This window comes from Flavobacterium zhoui, assembly GCF_042787235.1.
GTDB classification, from domain to species: Bacteria; Bacteroidota; Bacteroidia; order Flavobacteriales; family Flavobacteriaceae; genus Flavobacterium; species Flavobacterium zhoui.
In genome coordinates this window covers 227514-253783 of the sequence record NZ_JBHZPY010000001.1, presented here as the reverse complement: position 1 = coordinate 253783, position 26270 = coordinate 227514, and the positions used below count along the sequence as shown (strand labels likewise).

The following is a 26270-nucleotide window of genomic DNA, read 5'->3' as shown; positions in this document are numbered from 1 at the left end:
TATATTTTTTTAAGGTTAAAAGTAAAAAATTCCAAGTTTCAAATCCAGTTTCCAATTTTATTAAATTATCAACTTTAGGTTTCTAATTTTTTATGGAGAGGAATTAAAACTTGGAATTAAATGTTTATTTATTCTTCAGTTACAGTTGGAGCAGCTGCTTCAACAGCAGGAGCAACCTCAGCTACTTCAGCAGGAGCTACTACTTCTGTAGTTGCTTCAACTGGAGCTTCACCTTCTTTGTCAGAACCTCTATCAGAAAGTCCTTCAACAATTGCAGCTGTTACTAAAGATAAAATTTTATCAATTGATTTAGAAGCATCATCGTTAGATGGGATTACGAATTCAACCTCTCTTGGGTCAGAATTAGTATCCACCATAGCGAAAACTGGAATGTTTAATTTTTGAGCTTCTTTTATTGCGATGTGTTCCGCTTTGATATCAACTACGAACAATGCAGCTGGTAGTCTAGACATATCTGCGATTGAACCTAAATTTTTCTCTAATTTAGCACGAAGACGATCAACTTGCAAACGCTCTTTCTTAGAAAGGGTCATGAATGTACCATCTTTCTTCATTTTATCAATAGTAGCCATTTTTTTAACAGCTTTACGGATAGTTACGAAGTTAGTTAGCATTCCACCAGGCCATCTTTCAGTGATATAAGGCATGTTTGCAGCTTTTGCTTTTTCAGCAACGATGTCTTTTGCTTGTTTTTTGGTAGCAACGAATAATATTTTTCTACCTGATGCAGCGATTTTTTTCAAAGCTTCATTCGCTTCTTCAATTTTTGCTGCAGTTTTATATAGATTGATAATGTGAATACCATTACGCTCCATATAAATGTAAGGAGCCATGTTTGGATCCCATTTTCTAGTCATGTGTCCGAAGTGAACACCTGCTTCTAGTAATTCTTTTACTTCTACTTTGTTTGCCATTTTGTTCTAGTTTACGTTCTGTTGATTAGCAATGAATAAATGGCGATTTCTCGGCTTTATACATTTAGATGCTAAACTATTTCCTACCTCAGTAGGAGAGCAACAACAACTGTTTTTTTAAATTCAATAATAAATGAACGATGTCTTGTCCCATTTGAACAAGACAGGTAATATTAACGTTTAGAGAATTGGAATCTCTTACGAGCTTTCTTCTGACCGAATTTCTTACGTTCAACCATTCTTGGATCTCTTGTCAATAAACCTTCTGGTTTCAAGATAGCTCTGTTTTCAGCATTTACTTCACACATAACGCGTGCTAATGCCATTCTTACAGCTTCTGCTTGACCAGTTGAACCACCTCCATAAACGTTCACTTTTACGTCAAAGTTGCTTACATTTTCTGTCATAGACATAGGTTGTAAAACTTTGTACTGTAAAGTTGCAGTAGGGAAATAAGTTTCGAATGGTTTTTTGTTTACAACGATTACTCCTGTTCCTTCCGAAACGTATACACGTGCAACAGCGGTTTTTCTTCTACCGATTTTGTGAATTACTCCCATTACTTAAGATCGTTAAGGTTAACTGTTTTAGGTTTTTGAGCGCCTTGTTTGTGCTCTGATCCTACAACAACATTTAAATTTCTAAAAAGCTCTGCTCCTAATTTATTTTTAGGTAACATCCCTTTAATAGCTTTCTCTACTAATAATGCAGGGTTTTTTGCTTGCAATACTTTAGCAGTTAAAGTTCTTTGACCACCTGGGTAACCTGTGTGACGAATGTAAGTCTTCTCGTCCATTTTGTTACCTGTAAGGTTAATTTTTTCTGAGTTGATAACGATTACGTTATCTCCGCAGTCCACGTGTGGTGTGTAACTTGGCTTGTACTTACCTCTCAAAATCATAGCGACTTTTGAAGCAAGACGACCTAAGTTGTGACCATCAGCATCTACAACAATCCACTCTTTTGTAACGGTGGCTTTGCTTGCTGATTGTGTCTTGTAGCTTAATGCGTCCATAATATATTTTTAATTAAACATTCCATCCCCAATAAAGGGGTTGCAAAAGTACAATTAATTATTTTAAATACAAATACCTTAAATGATTATTTTTTTCTTGTTTTTGCTCTGATAATCAAATGTATATTTAAAATAATTATCCCGGATTCAATTTAGAAATATTCCATAGTAGACTTATTAAACTAAGCTATCCCCTTTTTTTTCAAGTATATTGTACATTAATCATTTTTCAAGGGTGAATTTTATATTTTAATGGCTATTTTTGTCATTTATACCGTTAATATTCTAATTATTTCTATCTTGTACTTATTTTCACATTTTAAATTACCTATAAATTTCCTCATATGAAAGCCAAAGCAACATTAAAACAAATTGCAAAAGAACTAAATGTATCTGTTTCTACTGTTTCAAAAGCGCTTAATGACAGCCCGGAGATTAGTGAAATGACAAAAATCAAAATTAAAGAATACGCAAAACTCAAAAACTATAAGCCAAACATCATTGGTTTGAATCTTAAAAACAGAAAAACAAAAACGATTGGAGTAATTATACCTAACATTCTAAATTCTTTTTTTGCCAAAGTATTTAGTGGTATAGAAAAAGTCGCTGACGAAAAAGGATATAATGTTATAATGTGTATCTCTAATGAATCTTTAGAAAAAGAAGCCCATACACTTGAAATGCTAAGTAATGGAACTATCGATGGATTTATTTTATCGGTTTCTGAAGAAGCGCAAAAACTTCATGAATACAATCATTTTAAAGAAATTATTAATGATGGCACTCCTATAGTTATGTTCGACCGAATTGCCGAAGGGGTAGATTGCGATAAAGTTATTGTCGATGATTTTGATTCTGCTTTAAACTCCACGCAACGTTTAATAGATTTAGGATGTAAGAATATTGCATTATTTTCTTCGATAGATAATTTGAGTGTGGGTAAGCTCAGAGCTGAAGGCTACCTCAAGGCATTAGAGAATAATAACATAACCATTAATCCGAATCTAATCTTGAGAACAGATTCCGAAGATGATTTAAACGAGAAAATTGAGCAGATTCTTGATAGCGATACAATTGACGGAATTTTTGCTTTAGAAGAAAGCGACTCCGTTGCAGCATTGAAATTTGGTCTTAAAAAAGGAAATAAAATTCCAGAAGAGCTCTCAATTATAGGCTTTGCTGATGGAATTCTCGCCTCTAGAAGATTGTCCCCGAGTTTAACTACTGTTAGCCAGCACGGTATAGAAATTGGCGAAGTAGCAGCTAAATTGCTTATCGAAAGATTAGAATCAAAAGAAGAGCATCTGCCTTATGAGACGGTGGTAATCAAAACTAAATTGAAAGAACGGGAGTCAACAAGGAAATTATAACATAAAAAAATTCATCAGTTCGCTAAAACTGATGGATTTTTTAATTAAACTGATATGCATTCAATGCCTTATAATTCTTCGAAATTATTACCGAACTTTTTTATTTGAAATTTAATTCAAAATAATTTTTTCAGTAAATTCAAGATCATCACCGTTAACTTTCAAAATATAAACTCCTTTTTGAAGACGGGATAAATCAATTGTTTTTAGATTATTGAATTCTTCGTTTTTTAATTTAAAAACTACTCTTCCGTTAATATCGATTATTTGAATAGTGATTTTCCCCAAATATTGCTCAGTACGAAGATTCACTTGACCAGTAGAAGGATTAGGATAGACATTCATTCCTCTACCGCTTTCAAAATCTTGCACCATAAGAACACAATTTGGTCCAGCCGCAGGAGTTGCAAAATCTTCTACCTGATCATTACCTATATTCCCATCACCAGCTGACGCATTTACGCCTAAACCTCGAGCCGCAAATACCCCCCATATCATACAATAATCTTTACCACCGGTAATTGCCTGATCAGCTGCTATAATCGCATCTCTTGCACTAACAAAAGTAGGACTACAGGGCATTAACTTAATACCATCCAACACAATACGCATTAGTTTATTGTTCCCACCAATACCCGTATACTTATTATCATCATATCCATATTTATTGATATATGCCCAAGTCAAATCCCATAAAAAGGTTGTCCATACGGAACCAGTACCGTGAATTTCAGTCTGCTCTACTCCATCTTTATCCGTGTACTGATATTTGTTCGTTTGTGCATAGGTCATCGGATTAATAGCCCTATCTGTAGAATACGGATAATCTCTTATTCCTAATCCATCTGTTGATTGCATCGATACAAACGTTCCTATACCTCGTTTTGATGTGCCAACGTCACCAGTCTTAATTTGTAACATAAGAGCAAACCAGTCAGACCAGCCCTCTCCCATTTGGTCTGTATTTTGAAGACAACTGGAATTATTTCGCCCCCCAGCTAAACGAGTTGAAATCCCATGGCCATATTCATGTGCAATTATTCCATTATCAAAGTCTCCATCTGAATTTACAAACGGAGAGTTTTCCACCTGTAAGTTGACATTCACATTTTGCGTTTGCATTTGCGCTATGAGAGATTCTCCAACTGCCTGTGTTACACTTATAGCAGGAATCTTAATAGACGCATCAGCTCCTGACATAGTTATTGCACCGTCTGCATTATTAACTATAATTACAGCTACCGCACCTGCATTTTGAGCGGCTTTCACTTTTACTACAAAAGTACAAGAACCTCTTCTTAATACCACAATTTTCTTATTCATAGCGGCCGCATTAGATGGCGCAACACAAGCATCACTAGTCCCTCCTGTACTATCTAAATACAAAACTAAATCGGATTGAATAAAATTAGGCACTACAGGTAAATCAACTCGTCCAGGGTTAAAAGAATTTTGCTTAGCCACGTAACTTCCGGCAATATTTTGCGGAGAATTAACGATTATAGGCTTGATTTCAGGACCGGAATTCCATAAAAACATTTGCATTCTAGGCTTACCTCCATCTACAGGCGTTGAAAAATTTGCATTGTTTACGCTCCGAGGATCTGCCATAGATCCGTCTTGAGCATCCGCATTAACAAAATCATTTTCCTTTCCTCCACGAAAATAATTATTCTCTTGAAAATTCCCACTGGCTTCATTAAAACCATATTGATACCAAATGTCATGCATCACATTATTCATATAGAACAAATTAGTTGTCGCGGCATTAATGTATGAAGCTGCTTCTACTCCCGTACCACCATAAGGAAAATCAAAAACTAAACCCGCTCCCCCATCAGGACCATTTCCTACAACAATGTTATCACCGAGGAAGTCCTCTTTTGCCCAAACATTATTACCTCTTGTAACGGTATATTCTGCACCATCAAAGCCATCAATATCATGCCAGCCATAAGGGGAGGCTGTAGCATTTGCCGGATTTGATATTAACCTTCTTGCACTGTGATTCGGACTTTCATAATTAAAAGGAATGACATTATATGAACCACCTCCCGCATACATAGGTGCCGCAGAAAATAATTGTTTATAACCCGCTTTAATTGGCTTATTAGAAAATTTATTTGCAGCAGGGTAAAATCTATTTACATCAAAACTACAAGAAATATTTAAGTCCTTTTTTTCCAATATTTCGCCATTCAAAGCATCAACTCTAACACTCCAAATATGATTGTGACCGGATGTGTTTATAGTAAAATCCCAAGCTAATTTTAAAGTATTTTCTTTAGTTAAATGATATACTAAATTTGCACTTACAGGCTCTTCTATAGAAAGACCATTTGAAATTTTAAATTTATGCTGACTTATTTTTTCCAGAATGACAAATGGTGCAGCGGCCGTAATATCTAATTTAGTATACGTTTTTGCCAAAGCATCGACTACAGAAAGTGAAGGCTTGGTAGCATTTACTTTTTGAGATAGATTAGCAACAAACCGATTTCCTACATTAATAACCTGACCCTCTTTTATGGAAAAATTAGAAAGTGCTCTAAAAACTTCTATCCCTTGATAACGCTGTAAAACATAGCAATTATTAATCTCCGTACTAGTTGAGTTTGCTTCACTTTCAATTATCCAATCTTTAACATCAGCATTGGACACATCCAATTTTGCGGTTTTGTTATTCAGATATCTTTGAATCGCTTCAGCATTAGATTGTGAAAAACTAATAATAGGGATAAAAAATAAAATTAACAAGGTAATTTTTTTCATAAATGTGGTTAAATTCAAACAGGGTTAATTATTGCCGCAAACTTAATTATTTTTACTTGATTTAACAATTAACCATTAAATTGTTCGTAATTTAACTTTTGACTGCTGTGATTGTTTTATAAAATAGCAAAGCATTACCATCGGTTAGTAACGAAATAAAATGACAAATATGCAGCAAGCGACTGTAAAGGTTATCTTTTTCCAAATGATGCTTTTCTGGCAACATTTTTAAAATTAAAGAATCATAATTAGATGCATTCCCTTCGAATTTATTGTTGAATGCTGTAATGAATTTATCCAACAAAGTCTGAATAATCTGATAACCCACAATTTCTTTCTCGATCACTTCCCTGCTTTGGTAAATATTATTGACACTTATCTTGATAATATCGTCCATTTGCGCTTTATACTTGCTTTTGTCCATTATGGCATACGGGAATTTACCCTCCATGATAAGCGATTCATTTTCGATAAAAACCTTTACGGCATCATTAATTAAACTCCCAATGGCCAAAGCACGCAAATAACTTATCCGGTCTTCTTTGGTTTCTAATGTCTTGTACTTAGTAGTATCTATACTATCTTTTACCAATTTAATTAAATACTCTAATGCGAAATCTTCGGAAACTAATCCTAAATTGATTCCATCTTCAAAGTCAATAATGGTATAACAAATATCATCAGCTGCTTCAACTAAATAAGCCAAAGGATGTCTTTCAAAACCAATGTCGCTTCCAGATTTATTAGAAATCAAACCCATATCTGAAGCTACTTCCTGGAAAAAAGTTTTATCCGTTTGAAAGAAACCATACTTTTTATCAGCAATATTTTTGGTTGGTTTTTTCGGCAGACTTTCTTTGGGGTATTTCATAAAAGCACCCAAAGTTGCATAGGAGATTCTCAGTCCGCCTTCAATCCCAGGACGACTAGCCGTCAGAACCGAAAATCCGTTTGCATTTCCTTCAAAATCAATTAAATCCTGCCATTCTTTTTCAGAAAGCTGGTCTTTATATTTTTGTCCGTTTCCAATAGAGAAATATTCGCCAATCGCTTTTTCTCCTGAATGTCCAAAAGGCGGGTTCCCAATATCGTGCGCCAACGATGCAGCAGCAACAATAGCACCAAAATCATTCATGTGAAAACCGTGAACTTCTTTTAGATGCGGATATTTTTCAATAATTTTTTTTCCAACCAATCGTCCCAAAGAACGACCTACAACCGAAACTTCTAAACTATGCGTTAATCTGGTGTGAACAAAATCAGTTTTTGATAACGGAATAACCTGTGTTTTATCCTGCAAACTTCTAAAAGCCGCCGAGAAGATAATACGATCATAATCAACCTCAAAACCCAAGCGGGTGTCATCTTGTTCTATACGTAATCTTTTGCCTTTGTCTCCCTGACGTTTTAGTGATAAAAGTTGTTCCCAGTTCATCATATTTTTTTTGGTAATTAGAATGGGCTAATATAGAGAAAAGGTTGTGTTTAAAAACAAAAAAAGCGGTCTAAAATGACCGCTTTTTTATCTTTTCTAATTTCCTTATTCCAAAGAAAACATTTTCTTTTTCTCAACAAACTCATGTTTTTTCACCACGTAAGTTGCGGATAAAGTATCATGTAATCCTCTTTCTGTTTTACCCAGAAATGAAAAAGGGTCAATAGGATTTAATCGGGATACGGTTCGTATCATAAAGTTTTTAGTATTTGGTTTGGAACCATCGACTCTTACCACCATAGTTTTGGTAAAATACTTAGCGAATGTTCTGGAGAAATACATCTCCGTAAATGCATAGTAAAAAAACAAGATAATAAGTCCAAAGAATAAATTTTCAATTAAACTCAATGATTTAACCCAGTTCGATACCCCATAACTATCGGTTACATCGCCAATAATATTTATCGTCGCGACAATACATACTGCAATAATGTAAATAATCAATAAATCGATAATGAAATTCAGGAAACGTTCTCCTTTTGAAGCTAATAAATCATCTGTAATTGTAAATTTTTTATTTTCCATAGTATTATTTTTGATTATTATAAAAAAGGTTTTATGAGTAACAACCTTCTCAAATATAGTGAATTATTTACAAAAAACCACTTTCAAACCCCATTATTGCGCGCTTATCAATCACGTTATTCTAAATAGCACAAACTATTTAGTAAGCATATTTAAAGGCAAATAGATTTCAACTATTGAGTTTGGCTTGTTCCACTGAAAACGAAAGTCGTATTTTTCAAAATGAATAAAACCCACTATTGAATAGTGCTCAATATTCAGTCCTAAATTTGGTAATAGCTTTTTATAGATATTGTAAATGGTATTTTTTATTTCCTCCATTTTTCCTGTATGAGAAAAAAAGACATACTCTCCTTTTGGAATTTCTTTATAAACAAAGTTATTTGGTATTATTTGCCCAAAATAAGGAATCGATGTCATATAAAAATACTTTTCATTTATTTTATAGGTAATCCCATATTTTTCCCAATTTTCAATATTCTGTTTTAAATTGTACCTCTTTAATTCCGCATTAAATTTTACCCAATGGTCCTGAATTATTATAAAATTTCGACTTTGCGAAGTTGTTATTTCAACAAAAAGTCCACAAGTCATTATATTTTCTAATTGAGATGTCATATTTATTACTTTAGATTCTAAATGAATTATAAAAACCGACTGTATTTTAGCCCTGATTGCAGTGAAAATCCTTTCTATTCCTGAACTTGTTTCAGGATCCTGAAACAAGTTCAGGAATAGAAAGATTGCAACGGAAAGCGGGAAATAGCTTCAAAAAAAAAGCAGCTATCATTACAATAACTGCTTGAGATTTCTCCTTCTTCGAAATGACAAAGGACTATTTATTATGGATTTCGATCAAAAATCAAAAATCGTTAATCATTATTCTGAAATTCTTACGAACCACACATTTCACATTCGTCAGGACCAGCATTTTTAGCCAGTTCAATCATGGTTCTGTATTCTTCGGCAGACATTTCCACCGCAACGGTTTCAACAGCAACCGGTTGTTCTTTTAATTCAATTGGTTCTGCTTTTTTATCGTTATTCAATGTAAATTTAATCGCATCCACCGCAGCTTTTGTTCTTAAATAATACATTCCAGTTTTCAATCCGGATTGCCAAGCGTAGAAATGCATCGATGTCAATTTAGAATAATTGGCATTTTGCATAAACAAGTTCAATGATTGTGATTGATCCACAAAATAACCACGTTGACGTGACATATCAATAATATCCTTCATTGACATTTCCCAAACCGTTTTGTACAAGTCTTTCAAGTCTTGCGGAATATTAAGGTCTTGAACCGAACCGTTATTACGCATTAATTCTTGTTTCAATGTTTCGTTCCACAAACCGCGTTCCACTAAATCGTGTAATAAGTGTTTGTTCACCACAATAAATTCTCCCGAAAGCACTCTTCTGGTGTAAATATTAGAAGTATATGGTTCGAATGCTTCGTTGTTCCCCAAAATTTGTGAAGTCGAAGCAGTTGGCATTGGTGCAACTAATAATGAGTTTCTCACTCCGTGTTCCATTACTTCTTTTCTCAATGAAGCCCAGTCCCAACGTCCTGATAATTCCTCATCTTTCAATCCCCAAAGGTTGTATTGAAATTCCCCTTGTGAAATTGGAGAACCTTTAAAAGTGGAATACGGTCCTTCTTCTTTTGCCATTTCCATCGATGCAGTAACAGCAGCAAAGTATAAGGTTTCGAAAATTTCCTGATTCAGCGTTTTAGCTTCGTCACTGGTAAAAGGCAAACGCAACATAATGAAAGCATCAGCTAATCCTTGTACTCCAAGACCAATTGGTCGATGGCGTTTATTCGAATTTTCTCCTTCTATTACCGGATAATAATTCCTGTCAATAACTTTATTCAAGTTTCTGGTTACACGTTTTGTAACCGTGTACAACAATTTATGATCAAATTTTCCATTGGCAACAAACATTGGCAGGGAAAGAGAAGCCAGGTTACAAACTGCAATTTCATCTTTCGACGTATATTCCATAATCTCCGTACACAAATTCGATGAACGAATGGTCCCTAAATTTTTCTGGTTTGATTTTCTATTAGCTGCATCTTTATACAACATGTAAGGCGTTCCAGTTTCGATTTGTGACTCTAGAATTTTCTCCCACAATTCATGCGCTTTGATTGTTTTTCTACCTTTTCCGCGTTTCTCGTAATCAATGTACATCGCCTCAAATTCTTCGCCATATACATCATACAATCCCGGACATTCATTAGGACACATCAAGGTCCAATAACTGTCTTCCTGCACACGTTTCATAAACAAATCCGAAGTCCACATCGCAAAGAATAAATCTCTTGCACGCATTTCTTCTTTTCCGGTGTTCTTTTTCAAGTCTAGGAATTCAAAAATATCCGCATGCCAAGTTTCGATGTAAATCGCAAAACTTCCTTTCCGTTTTCCACCACCTTGATCTACATATCTTGCAGTATCATTAAAAACTCTCAACATAGGAACAATTCCGTTTGACGTTCCGTTTGTACCACGAATGTATGAACCTGTCGCTCTAACATTGTGAATAGAAAGTCCAATTCCACCTGCTGATTGCGAAATTTTTGCCGTTTGTTTCAACGTGTCGTAAATCCCGTCAATACTATCATCTTGCATCGCCAAAAGGAAACAAGAAGACATTTGAGGTTTTGGCGTACCGGCGTTGAATAAAGTTGGAGTGGCGTGTGTAAAGAATTTTTTCGACATTAAGTCGTAAGTCTCAATCACTGATTCCAAATCATCTAAGTGAATTCCAACCGAAACACGCATCAACATGTGTTGCGGACGCTCCACGATTTTACCGTTAATTTTTAACAAATAAGAACGTTCCAGTGTTTTAAAACCGAAATAATCGTAGTTAAAATCTCTGTTATATATCACATGTGAATCCAAAAATTCAGCATTTTTCATAATCACTTGATGCACTTCTTCAGATAATAAAGGCGCATCTTGTCCATTTCTCGGGTTTACATAATGAAACATATCGTTCATTGTTTCCGAAAATGATTTTTTAGTATTGGAATGCAAATTCGAAATTGCAATTCTCGCTGCCAATTGTGCATAATCAGGATGCGCAATAGTCATCGAAGCCGCAGTTTCGGCTGCTAAATTATCTAATTCTGACGTAGAAACTCCATCATAAAGTCCTTCAATTACCCGCATTGCTACTTTCACAGCATCTACCAAATCATTCAAACCATAGCATAGTTTTTTAATTCTATCCGTGATTTTGTCGAACATTACCGGCTCTTTGTGGCCGTCTCTTTTTACTACGTACATACTTTTGTTGGTTTTTAAAACAGAAAATCCCTTCGCTGTTTTTCGTTATTTGTATTATTTTTTTGGAGCCATTTCCAGCTATACATTGCAATCTTTCTGGTCCTGAACTTGTTTCTGGTCCTGAAACAAGTTCAGGACCAGAAAGGATTTCCATTACTATCTGGGCTAGTGCATCAGTAGCATGAAGAAATTCAGAAAAAGTCAAAACCATTCAAAAAAAATAAATGGCAATGATTTAATAAAAATTATTTAAAAATCTGCGTCAAAAGATATTTTTTGAGCATCACCGTCGGTATTCATAACCCCAGCTTTTTGATATTCAGCCACTTTCTTTTCAAAGAAATTTGTTTTCCCTTGTAATGAAATCATATCCATAAAATCAAAAGGATTCGAGGTATTGTATTCTCTGTCGCAACCTAATTCAACCAATAATCTATCAGCAACAAATTCTAAATATTGTGTCATCAAAACCGCATTCATCCCGATCAAACTCACCGGAAGTGATTCAGTAATAAATTCTCTTTCTATATTTAAAGCATCTACAATAATGCTTCTGATTCTTTCTTTTGGCACTTTATTCACCAAGTGGTGGTTGTGTAAATGCACCGCAAAATCACAGTGAACTCCTTCATCACGAGAAATCAATTCGTTAGAAAATGTCAATCCTGGCATTAATCCACGTTTTTTCAACCAATAAATAGAACAAAATGCTCCCGAAAAGAAGATTCCTTCCACTGCTGCAAAAGCAATCAATCTCTCAGCAAACGAATCAGACTCAATCCATTTCAAAGCCCAGTCCGCTTTTTTCTTAATTGCAGGAAAAACCTCTAAAGCGTTGAATAAGTCATCTTTCTCCGCTTCATCTTTTACATAGGTATCAATCAACAATGAATAGGTTTCGCTATGAATGTTTTCCATCATAATTTGAAAACCGTAGAAGAATTTTGCTTCCGCATATTGCACTTCATTCACAAAATTTTCAGCTAAATTTTCATTTACAATTCCGTCAGAGGCAGCAAAAAAAGCAAGAATGTGCTTTACAAAATAACGCTCATCATCAGAAAGCTTGTTATTCCAGTCATTCAAATCCTGAGACAAATCTATTTCTTCAGCAGTCCAGAAACTAGCCTCCATACTTTTATAAAATTCCCAAATATCATGGTGTTTGATAGGAAAAATTACGAAACGATTTTTATTTTCTTGTAAAATTGGTTCAACTTGCGCCATTATAAGTGTGTGTTTTTTTTGAGATTTTAACGAAATTTTGTGCTTTCTGTGGATTACAAAGATTGTAAAATATTGCGACTAATAAAAGCCAAACTTATTCACAATCGGCTTTAGTTTTTAACAAATGAGATAAATCGGAATATTTTTGACGCTTTTTTCAAAAAACTGAATATCAGCACATTGAAAAATAAAAAACCACGTAAAGTACCGTAAAATATAGGATTATAAAAATAAAAAACAAGGACTTTTTTAATTATTTTGAAATTACTTTTTCATGTCGAGAGCGACTTTTTCAAGCTCTGCATACCAGTCTTCCCCAAATTTTCTAACCAATGCTTCTTTAACAAATTTATACACTGGCACCTCGAGTTCCTGACCTAAAGAACAGGCTGGGTCGCAAATATCCCATTTGTCATAATTGACAGCAGCAAACTCAGTAAAGTCTTTTACCCGAATTGGGTACAGATGACAGGAAACAGGTTTTTTCCAGTCAATTATTCCTTGATTATAGGCTTGTTCGATACCGCAAAGGGCAGTTTTGCCATCAAAAATAACATACGCACAGTCTTTATTATCAATTAATGGTGTTTCAAGATCACCATCAGTACCATTTACCCAAGTCCCTTGCGCTTCTATAGCGGCAATTCCCTGCTTGCGCAAAAAAGGTTTAACCTTAGGATATATTTCTTCCAAAATTTTTGTTTCTTCAAGACTCAGCGGAGCACCGGCATCACCGTCTACACAACACGCTCCTTTACAAGCTGACAAATTGCAAACAAAATCTTTTCCGAGTATGTCTTCTGAGACAATGGTTTTTCCTAATTGAAACATTATTTTGGGGTACTGTGATTATAAAGTGCAAAGGTAGTCAAAGTATATGGTAATCTTTTAGCCAAAACCAACTTTAACCTTCTGCACATACTGAATAATCTATCCGTAAAATCAGAATCAAAACAAATTTTAATTCAAAAAACTATAATTCATTTGTTTAAAAAAAACACTAAAAATATTGCAATACCGCTATATTTTAACTGATAATTTGCCAAAAAGTTTAACTTTACCCTCAAAAAAGATATGATGGGATTCGATATAAGAGAAATTGTAACCGTAAGTATGGTCCTTTTTGCAGTAATTGACATTATTGGTACTATTCCCATTATCATCGATTTACGAGCAAAATTTGGACATATCGAATCAGAAAAAGCAACATTAGCTTCAGGGGCTATTATGATTGTCTTTCTTTTTATAGGGGAGGAATTTTTAAATTTAATCGGAATCGATGTTCATTCTTTTGCTGTTGCAGGATCTTTTGTTTTATTTTTCTTAGCACTAGAAATGATATTAGGAATCCGACTGTATCGCGATGAAGCGGCCAGCTCTGCATCAATAGTTCCAATAGCGTTCCCGCTTGTTGCCGGAGCCGGGACAATGACTACTTTATTATCCTTGAAAGCGGAATTTCAAACGATAAACATTGTTGTTGCCATAATTCTAAATATTGTACTCGTATACATCGTTTTGAAATCATCTGCAAGAATCGAAAAACTGTTGGGCGAAAACGGACTTGGAGTAATTAGAAAAACTTTTGGAGTAGTTCTACTTGCTATCGCTGTTAAATTATTCGCTGCGAATGTTAAAGGTTTGTTTGTGTAAAATAAATTTTCATAAATTTACCCCATAACGCAACAATGCATATAAATATTTGATTTCTATTGAAATTAATTTTCAATAAATAATCTCAAAGCTTTTATTAAAAACAAAAAAAAATATCATGAAAATCTTTACTAACATCTTAGTGTTTTTAGCTCTAGCTTTAATCATATTTAATGTTACTTTACTTGATTTTAGCCACCCTTTTCAAGGCAATAGTCTTTATGCAATTATAGGTGTTGCAGCTTCACTATGCGCCGTTTTAATTCTTTTGATTTTTAAAATGTCTAAAAAAATTGAAGAAAAAATGAATGACAAATTTTAAATGTTTGACGTTTTAATTATCGGCGGTGGCGTGTCTGGTATGTCATGTGCGCTTGTTTTAGGCTCCGCCAAGAACAAACCTTTTGCCATTGATAAAAAAGTAGGCATTTTCACCCACCAAAAAACATCCTCGCTTCAAGAAGCCATTTTTAATAATGCATACGGAATAGCTCCAGGTACATTAGGATCCGATTTACTAACAGAAAGTATTCAACAGCTTTCCGAAACCTACCCTCATGTTGCACAGATTCCAGACGAGAAGGTGCTTGAAATTAACGGAGCGTTCCCGGAATTCACAGTTCGTACAAACAAGAATACTTATAAAACAAAAGCTGTTATTATAGGCATTGGTTCCGCAAATACCTTTGCAATTAAGGGTATGATGCAATATGTAGAACAACATCAAAAATCACTTCCCGAAAAACACAGAATTCAGCTGAAAAACAGTGACCATAAAATTGCTGACGGAATTTATGTTATAGGAACTTTAGCTGGTTGGAGAAGCCAACTAGCAATTGCTGCAGGAAGCGGTGCTGCAGTCGCTACAGACATTCTTACTTTATGGAATGGCGGAGTGCAAACTCACGCTCACGATAGCATTAGATAGTAGATATCACATAGGATAATATCTAAAAATAGCATTAGATTTACATTTTTATTAAACTGTTTTTATGTTATCACTATTATTAGGCTTGATAAGACTTATCATTTTTATAGTATTTGTTTCCTTTTTCTCTTTGATTTTCTATTTCATGAGTTTTTTTAGAAACGAAGAAATAAATTCTAAGAAGGCACTTGAATTACGCGATTTTTTGATAAGAGTGTCTAATTATATTTTAGGCATACGCACCATCATATACGGAGAAAAACCCAAAGTACAAGGGTTAATTGTAGCTAATCACCGTTCTTATTTTGACCCAATCGTCATTGTTAATTACATACACGCTTTTCCTGTAGGAAAAAAAGAAGTGGAATTGTGGCCACTTATTGGTTACATCTGCAAAATATCAGGGGTGTTATTTGTAAACAGAAAATGCTCAATAAGTAGGCAAGAAACAGCCGAAAAAATTCGCCAGGCTCTTGCAAAAGGATATTCTATCATTAATTTTCCCGAAGGCACCACAGATGATTTACCAACGACTGTAGACTTCAATTTCGGTTCCTTTGTGATGGCAACAAAAATTAAAGCTGCAGTTATTCCTATAGCCATTGATTACAAAGAAAAAACGGATGCGTTTATCGGAAACGACACTTTTATTCCACATTTTTTAAAATGTTTTGGAAAACCTACCACTGAAATCAAAATGACTTTTTTTCCACCAATATATTCTGAAGACGCATCTTATTTACTGAACACCTCTAAAAGCATGATTGATAAAGAACTTCTTCGCTATAGAAAAGATTGGAATGATGAAAATTAGATATCACTTTAAGAATTAAATGACATTCTTAAAAGCAATTGTGAATTTATTTACTTTTCATTTTTAAAAACTGCTTTGATCATTGCATCTTCTTTCAATACAATTTCATAATAATATTTTTCTCCATATAATTGTCTCGCAAACTCGGCAGTAAGATATCGTTTTACCAAGGACTTGCTTTTTCCAAATTTCAAATCCAATCCGTTTTGAAAAATATATTTTTGAAAGGAATTAAAATACAAATCGGTCGCATTCATTTTAGTTATGAATTGTTGAAAAGTCAACCCTTTAAAAGCGTTTCTATTTTCATCTAATTGTTCGAAAACAAAATGACCGACAATACCTGACTGTAATAAATAAGCTGTGCTTTCGCTGCCATGTTCTACTTCAAGCGGCACAAAAACATCTGGAACAATTCCACCACCACCATATACAATTTTACCTTTTTTAGTTTTAAACTTCAAAGTGTCCGAAACTTTTATACTGTCTTTATTGTACAGTTCTCCGTTTTCAAATCGCCCATCCGATTCTTTAAAATAAGCTTCATTTCCTTTTGAGTACGGTTTTTGAATTGAGCGACCGGTTGGCGTATAATATCTGGCAATCGTCAATCGAACTGCGGAACCATCATCAAAATCCATTTCACGTTGCACCAATCCTTTTCCAAAAGAGCGTCGACCAACAATAGTTCCTCTGTCATTATCCTGAATGGCTCCTGCTAAAATTTCACTGGCAGATGCACTATTTTCATTAATCAATACAAATACATTTCCATTTTCGAAACTCCCTCGTTCTGTTGCAAATGTTTTATCTATTTTACCTTTTTTGTTTTTCGTAAAAACAATTAATTGCTTATCTTTCAATAATTCATCGGCGATAGCAGTTGCTTCCTCCATATAACCTCCGCCATTATCCCTAACATCGATAATTAATGATTTTGCACCTTGTTGTTTAAGACGTAACAGACCGGCTTTGAATTCACTATAAGTAGTTTCGGCAAATCGATTTATCTTTATATAGCCGGTTTCATTGTTCAAAAGCATCGAAACATCGACACTTTTTAATGGAATAACATCTCGTTTTACTTTTAATTTAATTTTTTTACGCTCTGATTTTCTGTAAACAGTAAGCTCAATCTCGGATCCTATAGTCCCTTTTAATTTAGCAAACAAACTGTCATTAGGCAATTTTCGCCCGTATAATCTTGTTTTATCAACATACAAAATTCGATCTCCGGCTTTTATTCCCGCTTTTGCCGAAGGGCCATTCTCAACCGGTTTTATTATAGCAACGGAATCATTGTACATATAAAAATTTACGCCAATACCTACAAAATCTCCTTTCATACTTTCAACAACTTCCGATTGTTCACTTGGCGGAATATATACAGAATGAGGGTCCAGTTTTGCCAGAATATTGTCTACGGTAAGATTTACGATTGAATCTGTATTTACATTATCGACATATTCGTTATCGATAAAATCAATAAGTTTGTTGAGTTTATTTTTAGAATTATTTTTTGAAAAAAACTGATTTTGGTTGCGGAAATTTAATGTACCGCCCAGAACAACTCCTAAAGCAAGAGTCACACCAATAATTATAGGTAGGTATTTATTATCGATTTTCATTTAAGCTAGATTGTCAATTAATGGTATTATGCGCACTTATATTTTATCAAATTAGGCCTTTAAAAACCATAAAATTAAACAATAGAACACAGTCAATTTCATTAATTATCTAATTATTAACAACAAAAAATAAAATTTAAATCACATCCTATATTTAAGATTATTTAAACCGAACGGTCGACGATTTTTACGTGTCTTTATATTTCATAACTGGTCAATCCCTTTGCGGTTTCTCCCAATTTTATTATTCTTCTAATATTGGAATATGCTCTACTTCTACTCCAGCTTTTATCAAAAACTGAATTCCCGAATCATCGCGATATCCATTGTGATACACCACTCTTTTTATCCCCGACTGATGAATTAATTTGCTGCATTCTTTGCAAGGCGAAAGCGTAATATACAACGTCGCCCCTTCGCAAGACTGTGTCGATCTGGCCACTTTCAGAATAGCATTTGCTTCAGCATGTAAAACATCCCAACGTGTCAAGCCTTCAGCATCTTCACAACAGTTTTCAAATCCCGATGGAGTTCCATTATAGCCGTCAGAGATTATCATCCTATCTCTTACAATGATTGCGCCCACTTGCTTTCTTTTACAATAGGATAAAAGTCCCCATTCGGTTGCAATTCTAAGGTAGGCTTTGTCATATTTATTTAATTTTATTGTTTCCATTTTTTTATCTAATCCAAATTTTACTTTCTACAATCATTGGTAAAACTACTCCTATTATAAATGCTGACATAACCAAAGTCCAGTCTCTTTTAGAAAATCTAAAAACAGTTTGTACAATATAAGAGAGAACAAAAACTACAAAAACCACTACAACTTGAGCCGCTTCAATTCCTAATGCAAATTCTCCTAAAGGTATTAATTTCGAGCTGGGAGTTCCGCCCAGAATTGATTTAAAATAATTTGAAAAGCCTAAACCATGAATTATCCCGAAGAAAAGCGTGATAAAAAATACCAAATTTACGCTATCTTTTTTACTTGATTTCCCGGCAGTAAATAGATTAAACAAAGCCGTTATCAGAATGGTTATGGGAATTAATAGCTCTACTACATTAACTTTTATGGCAATTATTCCAAATATGGATAATAATAAAGCCAAAGTGTGACCTATTGTGAACATTGATACCAGCAACACTATTTGTTTCCAATCCTTGAAAGAGAAAGGAACGGCTAAAGCTATTAAAAACAAAACATGATCATAAGCATGAATATCCAAAACATGTTTTAATCCTATTTGAAAATAAATCCAAAATTCTGACATAGGTAAATAATTTGATTGAGATTGGGGTTGTAAACTTACGATTAATTTTGAAAATGATCGATTTGAAGAAATAAATCATACCATAAAAAGTACGATTTGACAAAAGAAAATTAATAAGAAAATTAAAATCAATAAATTTAAAAATAGATTTATCTTTGTAAGATAAAAAATTATAATTATGTCATTTTCAGATTTATTTGATAGCGAATTCAAACAAAGAAATAAAGGTCACTTTTCAGCTATTGTCCGTGTGGCACTTGCCGATGGAAAATTTGCTCCAGAAGAAAAAGCGTTTTTAGACAAACTAGCTTTAAGACTAGAAATTTCTCCTGCAGAATATGCAGAAATATTAGAAAACCCATTAAAATATCCTATCAATCCTCCTTATTTGCACGAGCAAAGAATAGAACGTTTGTTCGATTTAGCACGAATGGTTCATGTAGATCACCATTTAGGAGACGCGCAAGATCTATTACTAAGAAAAATTGGATTAGCGTTAGGTTTCACTCCTGAAAATGTAGACTACATTATTGAGAAAGCAATGATATTGGTTGATGAAAAAGTAGATTTAGACACTTTTGTTTCGGAAATGTTGAAACATTCATAAATGAAAAAGCTTCCGCCTTGGCGGAAGCTTTTTTTATACTTCTTACTTTAGTACTTGCTTAATTTTGCTTTTAGCATGAAATCTTCCGCTTTTTCTACCATATTATAACTTCCACAGAAAAAAGGAACTCGTTGATGCAACTCTGTTGGCATTATTTCCATGATACTTCCAAAACCATCCGAAGCTTTTCCGCCTGCCTGTTCCACAATAAAAGCCATTGGATTACACTCGTACAACAAACGCAATTTCCCTTTTGGAGCTTTAGAACTTGTTGGATAAATATATATTCCGCCTTTTATCATATTTCTATGAATGTCAGAAACTAAACTTCCTATATAACGAGAAGTATAAGGTCTGTCCTCTTCTTCAAGCTGACAATATTTAATGTAATCTTTTACGCCTTGTGGAAAGTGAACATAATTACCTTCATTGATAGAATAGATATTTCCATCTTTAGAAAACTGCATATTTGGATGAGACAAATAAAATGTCCCAATTGCCGGGTTTAACGTAAACCCATTTACCCCATGTCCAGTAGTATAAACCAACATTGTTGACGTTCCATAAATTACATATCCAGCTGCCACCTGATTGATTCCCGGTTGTAAAAAATCTTCTATTGTAACCGGAGTTCCTATTGGAGTTACCCTTCTGTAAACAGAAAATATGGTTCCCACGGATACATTTACATCAATATTTGAGGAACCATCAAGCGGATCCATTAAAACCACATATTTATTATTGTGGCTTTTATCGCTACCTTCTACAGTGATAAAATCATCATTTTCTTCGGAAGCGATACCACAAACAATTTCTCTATTGATTAAAGTTTGGATAAAAACTTCATTGGCATAAACGTCCAATTTTTGTTGATCTTCTCCTTGAATATTTTGTTCCCCGGCAGCACCAACGATATCAACTAATCCAGCTTTGTTCACTTTATAGTTGACCACCTTAGCAGCCAGACGGATTGAATTGATAATTCGTGATAATTCACCTGACGAATATTGAAAAGCATTTTGGTTTTCGATGATAAACTCACCTAGTGTTTTGTTGCGTTCTTCCATTACGAAATCGTTGTAGTTATTTTGAAGTCACAAATATCGCTTTTTTTGTGAAAATGATTTGAATAAAATTTACTTACTTTATCACTATTGTATATTTGCTCAAAAAATCGCTGATTTTTGAGTAAAATAGCTTTATTTTGATCAATTGAAAACATTAAAAAGAAGAATTTATGAAATGTGCATTTTAGGGGTTTATTACAAACACCAATCATATAATGCAAATTCATATTCAAATAATAATAAATCAAATTTACTTATGAATATTAGAAAAGGAGCTCCTGAAGACATGCCAGCGGTTTTAGGGCTCATTCAAGAATTAGCGGAATTCGAAAAAGAACCAGATGCAGTTCTTGTAACTGTAGGTGATTTAGTTCGCGATGGCTTTGGTACCACTCCTTTATTTCATGTTTTTGTAGCAGAAGTGGAATCGGAAATTGTGGGTATCGCATTGTATTATTATCGTTATTCAACCTGGAAAGGAAAAATAATTCATTTGGAAGATTTAGTGGTAAAAGATAAGATGAGAGGCACAGGATTAGGCTATGCTTTATATTCAGAAATCATCAAACAAGGCAAAAGAGACAATGTGAGAAGAATTGACTGGCATGTTTTGGACTGGAATACACCGGCAATTGAATTTTATGAAAAATCAGGCGCTAAAGTTTTAAAAGACTGGTATTTGGCACAAATGGATGAAGAAGGAATCAACTATTTCGTAGATAATAGATTGAAATAAAATTAGAAAAATTTTTGTTTAAAAAATATGAGAGTATTCAAATTTGGTGGCGCTTCTGTTAAAGATGCCGAAGGGATTAAAAATGTTTATGACGTTTTACAAAAAGTGGGTTATGAAGATGTATTGCTGGTTGTCTCTGCTATGGGAAAAACTACAAATGCGCTGGAACTGGTAATTAAAAATTATTTCGAAAAATCAGCTGAATTAAATTCTTCGGTTCAAGAAGTAAAAAAATACCACAATCAAATCCTAATGGATTTATTTGACGACGAAAAAAACGAAGTTTTCAATGCTGTAAACATCCAATTTTCAGATTTAGAATATTTTTTGGCTCATAATAAATCTCCAAATTATAATTTCGTTTACGACCAAATTGTTAGTTATGGTGAATTAATTTCGACCACTATCTTAAGTCATTTCATGAGTTTTATGGGAATAAAAACACAGTGGCTGGATGTGCGTAATTACATAAAAACGGACGCCAATTATAGAGATGCAGAAGTAGATTGGGAATTAACACAGAAAAATATTGCCAAAAACGTAAAACGTAAAACACTGAACATCACTCAAGGTTTCTTGGGTTCAGATGAGAATAATTTCACCACCACATTAGGTCGCGAAGGTTCTGATTACACCGCAGCAATTTTTGCTTATTGTTTAAATGCAGAAAGTGTGACGATCTGGAAAGACGTTCCGGGAGTTATGAATGCGGATCCAAGATATTTTGAAAATGCAAGTTTGCTGAATCAGATTTCGTATCGTGAGGCCATCGAATTAGCTTTTTACGGCGCTACCGTTATTCACCCAAAAACCTTACAACCTTTACAAAAAAAAGAAATTCCTTTGTTTGTAAAATCGTTTATTAATCCTTTGTTACCGGGGACTCGTGTTGCAAAAGGCGCCGATTTAGAACCTTATTTGCCTTGCTTTATTGTCAAAAGAAACCAACTTTTGATTTCGCTTTCCTCTATAGATTTCTCTTTCATTATGGAAGAAAATATCAGCGAAATTTTTTCTTTGTTTCACCAATTCAAAATCAAAGTAAACTTAATTCAGAACTCTGCCATTAGCTTTTCTGTTTGTGTTGAAGATAAATTTGACAATTTTAAAGACTTAAACGCGATTTTATCTAAAAAATTTAAAGTTGATTTTGACGAAAATGTTACTTTATATACGATTAGGCATTTCAATGATAATGCAGCACAAACCGTTGAAAAAGACAAAATAGTTTTATTGAAACAAGTGAGTCGCGAAACCATGCAAGTAATAACGAAAGAATAAGTTACATCTTTCTTACCCGAAAAATGGAAGTCCCACTACGGCTTCCATTTTTCATTTATATATCCCCTAAAAACACTTTGTACTTTTCAAAAATCAAAAAAAACTCAACCGCTGATTTAACAATTATAAATACTACTTTTGATACTTTCGAGTTATTGTATTTATGTTGAAAAAATTACTTTTCTGGCTGGTCATCGGTTATTTTTCTGGACTGCAAGCCCAGGAAACTAATTCATTATACAAAACAAAAAAAGTTCTTACTTCGCGCGATACAATTCATCTTGAAAAGGAAGGCCTAAATTCTAATTTTTTCAAGGTACTAGATGCCAATGGCGAACCAATTGACACTTCATTTTACAAGATAAACTTTCAAAAAGCGACCTTACTCATTAACGAAAATCATCTAGTTCCTACTGATTCCATAACAATTAAATATCTCAAACTGCCTGAAATTCTGACTAAAGAATATCATATTTACGACCAAAGTCGCGTGGTGAGTAACGAAGCCACTTCAGGAAAATTATATAAAATTGAGCCTGAGGCGGAGAAAAAAAATATTCCTTTTGACGGACTAAATACCTCTGGAAGCATTACTCGTGGAGTTACGGTTGGCAACAATCAAAATACCGTTCTAAATTCAAATTTAGATCTACAAATCACAGGTAAAATATCAGAGAAGGTTAGTCTCCGGGCTTCCCTCCAGGATAGCAACATCCCTTTACAAGACGGAGGTTATTCTCAAAAATTAGATCAATTCGATAATGTATTCATGGAGTTATTCAGTGATAAATGGAATATTAGAGCCGGAGATATTTTCCTTGAAAATAAAAACACACAGTTCCTAAATTTCAATAAAAAAGTACAAGGCCTAGCAACCAGTTTTGACTTTGGAAAGGAAGAGAGTAAAACCAATGTTTTTGCATCTGCGGCGCTTGTCAAAGGACAATATGCCAAAAGTAATTTTACAGGACAAGAAGGCAATCAGGGTCCGTATAAATTAAAGGGACAAAATGGCGAACTTTATGTTCTAGTTATTTCCGGTTCAGAGCGGGTTTATGTAAATGGAAATCTATTGAAACGCGGAGAAAATAATGATTACACCATTGATTATAACGCAGGAGAAATTATTTTTACGCCACTTTTTACCATAACTTCCGAAATGCGAATTGCAATAGAATATCAATATTCAGATAGAAATTACACCCGATTTGTTACTTATGCGGGAGCCACTCATGAAAATGAAAAGTGGAGTTTTGCCAGTTATCTGTATTCTGAAAATGATTTAAAAAACCAACCTTTACAACAAAATCTCTCAAAGGAACAAGCTCAAATATTAGTGAATTCGGGAGATAATCCGGATTTGATGGTTGCGCCTTCCGCTTATGAAGATACCTATTCAGAAAATAAAGTACTCTACAAAAAAACCATTGTCAATAATCAAGAAATATTCGAATATTCTAATAATCCTCAAGACGAATTATTCAATGTTCGGTTTAGTTTTGTGGGAACAAATAAGGGGAATTATATCCTGACAAATTCAGCTGCAAATGGCAGAATTTATGAATATATTGAACCTAATGACCTTGCGAAAGGGAATTATCAACCGGTGATTCAATTAGTGGCACCAACAAAAATCCAAGTTGCCACCTTCTTAGGAAAATACAAACCTACCGAAAAAACAGCGGTCGATTTTGAAATCGGAATTAGCAACAACGACAAGAATTTATTCTCTGCCATAGACGATTCCAATAATAAAGGTCTTGCCGGTAAAATAAACATGAAACAACGCTTATTGTCAAAAAAATGGAACGTTGATGCCTTTGCCAATTATCAATTTGTCCAGAAAGATTTCAGGTCCGTTGAACGCCTTTACACCATTGAATTTGATAGAGATTGGAATCTGGGAATTACCACAACCGGTAATCAAAGCTTCCTAGTTTCAGGATTAAATTTTATTTTAAATGAAAAAGAGGAAATACAAAATAAGGGATTGCTGACGTATCAATTTGAAAAACTAGATTTTTCTCAAAGTTTCTCAGGTAGTCGACACATCCTAAATGGTTTACTACGTTTAAAAAATTGGTCATTGCAAAACCAAGGAAGTTTTCTAAAAAGTGATGGAATGATATCCTCGTCCAAATTCATTAGAAATCAAACCCAAACTCGTTATCATTTTAATAAAAATTGGATTGGAAGCAGTTTACGATTAGAAGATAATCAAGAAAAAAATAAATCAACAAATCAATTTTTGGCTCTAAGCCAAAGATTCACAGAATACAGCTTTTTTGCCGGTCGTGGTGACAGCACTAAAGTTTTCGTAGAATTGGGCTATTTAAACCGAAAGAACGATAGTTTGCAATCCCGAAGCGTCGGGAATATTTTACAAAGAGTAAATAGCTCACATACTTATTTTTTGAAGTCTAAATTGATCCAAACTAACAAAAGTGATCTATCCATTTATATTAATTACAGAAACTTAGATTTTGTAGATTCGACAAAAAAAAGAGAGTCTTCATTGAATTCAAGGATAATATATAGCGATCGATTTTTTAATCAATTAATTCAAAGTACAACCGTTTATGAAACCATATCAGGAAGCATTCCACAACAAGAATTTACTTATCTGGAAGTTCCTGCAGGTCAAGGAGTGTATACCTGGAATGATTATAATGCTAATGGAATTCAGGAGTTACAAGAGTTTGAAATAGCCCCATTTATCGATCAGGCAAAATACATTAGAATTTTCCTGCCCAACCGAACTTACATAAAAACACATCAAAATAAGTTTTCGCAATCTCTGACTGTTAATCCAAATCAGTGGCAGAATGATCATGGCTTAAAAAAATTGCTGTCTTATTTTTATAATCAAACCTCCTTTTTAATCGACCGAAAAACAAAAAGCGAAGGTGATAATTTCCAATTAAATCCTTTTAACTCTTCGGACGGAAATGTATTAGGATTGAATTCCAGTTTTAGAAATAGTTTGTATTATAATCGCGGCAAACAAAATCATTCTATTACCTATTCTTACCTGCAAAATCAAGCAAAAAATTTATTGTCAATAGGTTCTCAAGAAGCCAAAAACAGCTCCCATCAACTGCAATATACCCATTTGTACAAGAAAAGTTGGTTGTTCAGTTTTTTCGCAAAGACCATTGAAACTTCCGTTACATCAGAAAACTTTCTTGAAAAAAATTATGACTTAACTGGATATCAATTGGCTCCTAAAATCAGTTATTTATTTTCTAAAAACACCAGTTGGGATCTGTTCTACGAATTGCAAAACAAAGAAAATAAAATTGGAAATTTAGAAACATTATTACAAAATCGCTTGGGAACCTCCTTCTCATATGCCAGTAATAAAAAAGTAACCTTGAACGGAGAAATATCGTTTTATCAGAATAAATTTACTGGAAATGAATTTTCTTCTGTTGGTTTTCAAATGTTGGAAGGACTTCAAACTGGGCAAAACTTGACTTGGAGATTCCTTATACAAAAAAATCTGACGCAATTTTTAGATATAAATGTAAATTATCAAGGTCGGAAAAGTGAATCAAGTCAAACTATCCATACAGGAAATGTCCAGTTAAGGGCTTATTTTTAATACTTTAACTTAATTATTCAGAATAAAATTATTAATT

24 protein-coding genes are annotated in these 26270 nt (G+C 33.9%); 9 read left to right on the top strand and 15 right to left on the bottom strand.

Annotated elements, in window-relative coordinates:
• Positions 1 to 128: 128 nt before the first annotated feature.
• The 3 genes from rpsB to rplM form a co-directional block, all read right to left on the bottom strand.
• Positions 129 to 935: a 30S ribosomal protein S2 gene (rpsB, locus tag ACFX5F_RS01155; protein ID WP_379849109.1), complete on the bottom strand. Its 807-nt coding sequence runs from the start codon at positions 933 to 935 to the stop codon at positions 129 to 131.
• 173 nt (positions 936 to 1108) lie between these two features.
• A complete protein-coding gene (gene rpsI, locus ACFX5F_RS01150; protein WP_073204671.1) occupies positions 1109 to 1495 on the bottom strand; it encodes a 30S ribosomal protein S9 in 387 nt (128 codons plus the stop codon).
• The gene (rplM, locus tag ACFX5F_RS01145; protein WP_073204674.1) at positions 1495 to 1950 is read right to left on the bottom strand and encodes a 50S ribosomal protein L13; all 456 of its coding nucleotides are present in this window, start codon (positions 1948 to 1950) and stop codon (positions 1495 to 1497) included. Before rplM ends, rpsI begins: the two co-directional genes overlap by 1 nt.
• A 344-nt stretch (positions 1951 to 2294) precedes the next feature.
• Between rplM and ACFX5F_RS01140 the strand changes: the two genes are divergently transcribed.
• Complete coding sequence (locus tag ACFX5F_RS01140) at positions 2295 to 3320, top strand: LacI family DNA-binding transcriptional regulator (RefSeq protein WP_379849106.1); 1026 nt, start codon at positions 2295 to 2297, stop codon at positions 3318 to 3320.
• Positions 3321 to 3431: 111 nt separating this feature from the next.
• Here ACFX5F_RS01140 and ACFX5F_RS01135 read toward each other — a convergent pair whose 3' ends face one another.
• The 8 genes from ACFX5F_RS01135 to ACFX5F_RS01100 form a co-directional block, all read right to left on the bottom strand.
• A complete protein-coding gene (locus ACFX5F_RS01135) occupies positions 3432 to 6092 on the bottom strand; it encodes a T9SS-dependent M36 family metallopeptidase (RefSeq protein ID WP_379849104.1) in 2661 nt (886 codons plus the stop codon).
• A gap of 91 nt (positions 6093 to 6183) precedes the next feature.
• Positions 6184 to 7527 (bottom strand): deoxyguanosinetriphosphate triphosphohydrolase, encoded by a 1344-nt coding sequence (locus tag ACFX5F_RS01130; protein ID WP_379849775.1) that lies wholly within the window; start codon positions 7525 to 7527, stop codon positions 6184 to 6186.
• Positions 7528 to 7632: 105 nt separating this feature from the next.
• Entirely contained in the window at positions 7633 to 8112 is a 480-nt protein-coding gene (locus ACFX5F_RS01125; protein WP_379849102.1) for an RDD family protein, read from the bottom strand.
• A gap of 135 nt (positions 8113 to 8247) precedes the next feature.
• Positions 8248 to 8730: a GyrI-like domain-containing protein gene (locus tag ACFX5F_RS01120; protein WP_379849100.1), complete on the bottom strand. Its 483-nt coding sequence runs from the start codon at positions 8728 to 8730 to the stop codon at positions 8248 to 8250.
• Positions 8731 to 9005: 275 nt separating this feature from the next.
• A complete protein-coding gene (locus ACFX5F_RS01115; RefSeq protein WP_379849098.1) occupies positions 9006 to 11414 on the bottom strand; it encodes a ribonucleoside-diphosphate reductase subunit alpha in 2409 nt (802 codons plus the stop codon).
• Positions 11353 to 11625, bottom strand: a complete 273-nt coding sequence (locus ACFX5F_RS01110; RefSeq protein ID WP_379849096.1) for a hypothetical protein — start codon at positions 11623 to 11625, stop codon at positions 11353 to 11355. The genes ACFX5F_RS01115 and ACFX5F_RS01110 overlap by 62 nt, the downstream gene beginning before the upstream one ends.
• Positions 11626 to 11663: 38 nt before the next feature.
• Positions 11664 to 12641, bottom strand: coding sequence for a ribonucleotide-diphosphate reductase subunit beta (locus ACFX5F_RS01105; protein WP_379849094.1), 978 nt, complete (start codon positions 12639 to 12641; stop codon positions 11664 to 11666).
• 264 nt (positions 12642 to 12905) lie between these two features.
• A complete protein-coding gene (locus ACFX5F_RS01100; RefSeq protein WP_073204693.1) occupies positions 12906 to 13472 on the bottom strand; it encodes a DUF3109 family protein in 567 nt (188 codons plus the stop codon).
• Positions 13473 to 13718: 246 nt separating this feature from the next.
• Between ACFX5F_RS01100 and ACFX5F_RS01095 the strand changes: the two genes are divergently transcribed.
• The 4 genes from ACFX5F_RS01095 to ACFX5F_RS01080 all read left to right on the top strand — a co-directional run bounded on the left by ACFX5F_RS01095 (position 13719) and on the right by ACFX5F_RS01080 (position 16036).
• Entirely contained in the window at positions 13719 to 14294 is a 576-nt protein-coding gene (locus ACFX5F_RS01095; protein ID WP_379849092.1) for a MarC family protein, read from the top strand.
• Between the two features lie 118 nt (positions 14295 to 14412).
• Positions 14413 to 14616, top strand: a complete 204-nt coding sequence (locus tag ACFX5F_RS01090) for a hypothetical protein (RefSeq protein ID WP_379849090.1) — start codon at positions 14413 to 14415, stop codon at positions 14614 to 14616.
• Complete coding sequence (locus ACFX5F_RS01085) at positions 14617 to 15222, top strand: FAD-dependent oxidoreductase (RefSeq protein ID WP_379849088.1); 606 nt, start codon at positions 14617 to 14619, stop codon at positions 15220 to 15222. It begins immediately after the preceding gene.
• Between the two features lie 64 nt (positions 15223 to 15286).
• Positions 15287 to 16036 carry a lysophospholipid acyltransferase family protein gene (locus ACFX5F_RS01080; RefSeq protein ID WP_379849086.1) on the top strand — a complete coding sequence of 250 codons (750 nt, stop codon included), beginning with the start codon at positions 15287 to 15289 and terminating at the stop codon, positions 16034 to 16036.
• A gap of 50 nt (positions 16037 to 16086) precedes the next feature.
• On the opposite strand, the gene ACFX5F_RS01075 is transcribed toward ACFX5F_RS01080, so the two are convergent.
• The 3 genes from ACFX5F_RS01075 to ACFX5F_RS01065 all read right to left on the bottom strand — a co-directional run bounded on the left by ACFX5F_RS01075 (position 16087) and on the right by ACFX5F_RS01065 (position 18938).
• Positions 16087 to 17664, bottom strand: coding sequence for a S41 family peptidase (locus tag ACFX5F_RS01075; RefSeq protein WP_379849084.1), 1578 nt, complete (start codon positions 17662 to 17664; stop codon positions 16087 to 16089).
• Positions 17665 to 17908: 244 nt separating this feature from the next.
• A complete protein-coding gene (locus tag ACFX5F_RS01070; RefSeq protein WP_073204710.1) occupies positions 17909 to 18340 on the bottom strand; it encodes a deoxycytidylate deaminase in 432 nt (143 codons plus the stop codon).
• 4 nt (positions 18341 to 18344) lie between these two features.
• Complete coding sequence (locus tag ACFX5F_RS01065; protein WP_379849082.1) at positions 18345 to 18938, bottom strand: HupE/UreJ family protein; 594 nt, start codon at positions 18936 to 18938, stop codon at positions 18345 to 18347.
• A 178-nt stretch (positions 18939 to 19116) separates the two neighbouring features.
• Between ACFX5F_RS01065 and ACFX5F_RS01060 the strand changes: the two genes are divergently transcribed.
• Positions 19117 to 19545: a TerB family tellurite resistance protein gene (locus tag ACFX5F_RS01060; protein WP_379849080.1), complete on the top strand. Its 429-nt coding sequence runs from the start codon at positions 19117 to 19119 to the stop codon at positions 19543 to 19545.
• A 47-nt stretch (positions 19546 to 19592) separates the two neighbouring features.
• Here the strand turns inward: ACFX5F_RS01060 and fbp are convergent, their stop codons facing one another.
• Positions 19593 to 20612: a class 1 fructose-bisphosphatase gene (gene fbp, locus ACFX5F_RS01055; protein ID WP_379849078.1), complete on the bottom strand. Its 1020-nt coding sequence runs from the start codon at positions 20610 to 20612 to the stop codon at positions 19593 to 19595.
• A gap of 256 nt (positions 20613 to 20868) precedes the next feature.
• On the opposite strand from fbp, the gene ACFX5F_RS01050 reads away from it, so the two are divergent.
• From ACFX5F_RS01050 to ACFX5F_RS01040, 3 genes are all read left to right on the top strand, one after another.
• Positions 20869 to 21348: a GNAT family N-acetyltransferase gene (locus ACFX5F_RS01050; protein ID WP_379849076.1), complete on the top strand. Its 480-nt coding sequence runs from the start codon at positions 20869 to 20871 to the stop codon at positions 21346 to 21348.
• Positions 21349 to 21375: 27 nt separating this feature from the next.
• A complete protein-coding gene (locus ACFX5F_RS01045; RefSeq protein WP_379849074.1) occupies positions 21376 to 22629 on the top strand; it encodes an aspartate kinase in 1254 nt (417 codons plus the stop codon).
• Between the two features lie 163 nt (positions 22630 to 22792).
• Positions 22793 to 26233, top strand: coding sequence for a DUF8818 domain-containing protein (locus tag ACFX5F_RS01040; RefSeq protein ID WP_379849072.1), 3441 nt, complete (start codon positions 22793 to 22795; stop codon positions 26231 to 26233).
• Positions 26234 to 26270: the final 37 nt, after the last annotated feature.